Source organism: Pseudonocardia halophobica (assembly GCF_027922425.1).
Classification (GTDB): domain Bacteria; phylum Actinomycetota; class Actinomycetes; order Mycobacteriales; family Pseudonocardiaceae; genus Pseudonocardia; species Pseudonocardia halophobica.
The window spans coordinates 1-2,367 of sequence record NZ_BSFQ01000086.1; the positions used below are offsets into that span (position 1 = coordinate 1).

6 protein-coding genes are annotated in these 2,367 nt (G+C 71.5%); 4 read left to right on the forward strand and 2 right to left on the reverse strand.

Going from position 1 to position 2,367, the window contains the following annotated elements; translation table 11 throughout:
* Both PKE99_RS37200 and PKE99_RS37205 read right to left on the reverse strand, forming a co-directional pair.
* On the reverse strand, positions 1-224 hold a 224-nt coding region (locus tag PKE99_RS37200; protein ID WP_271214988.1), incomplete at its 3' end, for a DUF2795 domain-containing protein.
* Positions 224-601 carry a DUF2267 domain-containing protein gene (locus PKE99_RS37205; protein ID WP_271214989.1) on the reverse strand — a complete coding sequence of 126 codons (378 nt, stop codon included), beginning with the start codon at positions 599-601 and terminating at the stop codon, positions 224-226. The genes PKE99_RS37200 and PKE99_RS37205, both read right to left, overlap by 1 nt.
* 16 nt (positions 602-617) lie before the next feature.
* Between PKE99_RS37205 and PKE99_RS37210 the strand changes: the two genes are divergently transcribed.
* The 4 genes from PKE99_RS37210 to PKE99_RS37225 form a co-directional block, all read left to right on the forward strand.
* Positions 618-1,049, forward strand: coding sequence for a cytochrome ubiquinol oxidase subunit I (locus PKE99_RS37210; RefSeq protein ID WP_269323058.1), 432 nt, complete (start codon positions 618-620; stop codon positions 1,047-1,049).
* Positions 1,040-1,297 (forward strand): hypothetical protein, encoded by a 258-nt coding sequence (locus PKE99_RS37215; protein WP_037053487.1) that lies wholly within the window; start codon positions 1,040-1,042, stop codon positions 1,295-1,297. Before PKE99_RS37210 ends, PKE99_RS37215 begins: the two co-directional genes overlap by 10 nt.
* Positions 1,298-1,506: 209 nt before the next feature.
* Positions 1,507-2,037, forward strand: a complete 531-nt coding sequence (locus PKE99_RS37220) for a YflT domain-containing protein (protein WP_037053484.1) — start codon at positions 1,507-1,509, stop codon at positions 2,035-2,037.
* 1 nt (position 2,038) lies between these two features.
* On the forward strand, positions 2,039-2,367 hold a 329-nt coding region (locus PKE99_RS37225; protein WP_271214990.1), incomplete at its 3' end, for an Hsp70 family protein.

Here is a 2,367-nt window from a genome sequence, read left to right on the forward strand (position 1 = left end):
GCAGCCAGGCGGGAGGAGCGCCCGGGGGCCGGGTCCACTCGCACCGAGCCCACGACCTCCGCGCGGCTGCGGTAGTCGACCGGCGGGATGGCTCGCAGGCTCCGGAGCACCTCGTCGGGCGCCCCCGACCGCTCGGCGGCGCTCACGAGAGCGTCCTTGTCCGCCGGGTAGTCGACATCCTCCAGGTAGTCGAGGACCTGCTCCGGGGTCAACGGGGCGGCCACTACTGCGCCCCGGCCATGAGGACGTCCAGCTCCCGCCCCATCTGCGAGGCGACGTCCTCCCACTCGCCGTGGCTGACGGACTCCCGTGTCGTCGTGAGAACCGCGGCCACGGCCTTCCGGGCCTCGCCCTCGTCGACCCGCGCCTGCTCCGCCACCCGGCGCACGAAGTCCTGCGCCTCGAGCGGCTGCGCCTCCTGGGTCGGCGGGATCAGGTCGGGCTGCAGCTCCTTCGGCAGCTGCGACGCGAGGTCCCTGGCCTCTCCGCCGGTGAGCCGCTCCGCGAGCACCCGCAGCGTCGCATGCGTCAGCGATTCGGCGATCTCCGCCGGCCGACCGGTGCGGGCCGAAGCGGATTCGATGAACTCCTCGTACTGCACTGGCTCTCCTCCTGGGATGCGATTGCCCCCGCTGCCGGCCCCATCGAAGCCTCGGACGAGGCGCGGGTCCATCCGGAGAACTGCCGATATCTCCCCCGCTCCACCGTCCCGGTTCCGTCGGTGCGCCGGCTGGAGTGGTGTTGCGCAGCGGGCACGTGGTCGACTTGCACCCCCTGCAGGTCTCCTTCAACGGAGCTTCTGGTTCGAGGCGCTGCACATGCTGCTGGCCGGCTACCTGGTCGCCGGCTTCGTCGTCGCCGGCGTCTACGCCGTCGGCTTGCTGCCCGGGCGACGAGACCGCTACCACCGGCTGGGCCTGGCTGTTTCGTTCACGGTGGCCGCCGCGGTGACGCCGCTGCAGATCGTCGTCGGCGACGTCGCCGCCCCGGAGGTGTTCCACCGGGAGCCGGCCAAGGTTCGCCGCGATCGAGCTCCGGCGTGCTCGTAGCCGCTCTCGCGGCCGACGTCTTCCTGACCGCCGAGGCGAGCCGGTGCGGCGATGATCGTCCTGGGCTGGGGGGTCGCCAGTACCCCTACCTGCTGGGCACCCACCTGCCGATCGCTGCCGCCGCGGCCCGCTTCCCACGCTGTCCGCCTTTGACCGTGGTCGCCGCCGCGGCGCTGGTCCTCGTGGCGCCGTCCATGGGGCTGCTGTTCGTGTTGCAGCAGCGCGGGCGTCTGGACAAAGCCTCGTAGCGACACGCTGCGCCGAGCAACTCCATGAGCACGCGGGGTGCACGTTCGCCGCTCCGGCCCCACCGCGCGCCACGCCATCGGCAGAACGACCGATTGCCGTCGTCGGGGCGACCGGCGAGCGTGGACGGCACACTGCGGCCGGACTTCGATGTGGCCACCGCGCAATCGGCGGCTGACCGTTGACCTCTATCCGACAGGAGGAACAACCCGTGACTCTCCAGGACCCGACCGGCTCGCGGGGAGGTGCCGCTGTCCACCCGTGGTCTCCCGGTAGCCCCGGCGCCCCGGCCCGCTCGGCCCGGCGGACCGTCGCCTCCTACACCAGCTACGCCGACGCCGAGCGTGCGGTCGACCGGCTCGCCGACCTCGACTTCCCGGTCGAGCGGGTCGCCATCGTCGGCCAGGACCTGCAGATCGTCGAGCAGGTGACCGGAAAGCTGGACTATCCCACTGCCGCCTGGCGGGGTGCGGTGAGCGGTGCCGTCCCGGGCGCGCTGCTCGGCTGGATCTTCGGACTCTTCGGCTGGGCCGATCCGTTGGTGAGCGCGCTTCTGCTCGCCCTCTACGGACTGCTCATCGGAGCGGTGATCGGAGCGGTCATCGCGGTGATCGTCTACGCGCTCCAGGGAGGTCGCCGGGACTTCGCGTCGGTGGCCTTCACGCGTCCCCAGCGGTTCGAACTGGTGGTCGACGACGAGGTGGCCGACCAGGCTGCCCGGCTGCTCGCAGAGGGGGTCTGAGATGGCGCGCGCGGTGGGTATCGATCTCGGGACGACGAACTCGGTCATCGCCGCATGGGAGGGCGGTGAGGCCTCGGTCGTCCCCAACGCCGAGGGCGCTCGCACGACGCCGTCGGTGGTGGCGTTCACCGAGAACGGGGAGCGTCTGGTCGGCCAGTTGGCCCGCCGGCAGGCGATCCTCAACCCCAAGGGGACGATCTACTCGGTCAAGCGGTTCGTCGGCCGCAGGTTCGAGGAGGTCGAGGAGGAGGCCGGTCAGGTCACCTACGACGTGGTTCCCGATGCGAACGGGCTCGCCCGGATCAAGGTGCGGGACAAGATGTATGCGCC

Excerpts from the sequence above, each read along its gene's own strand:
- PKE99_RS37210 (WP_269323058.1), top strand. The coding sequence starts at position 618 with ATGCGATTGCCCCCGCTGCCGGCCCCATCGAAGCCTCGGACGAGGCGC.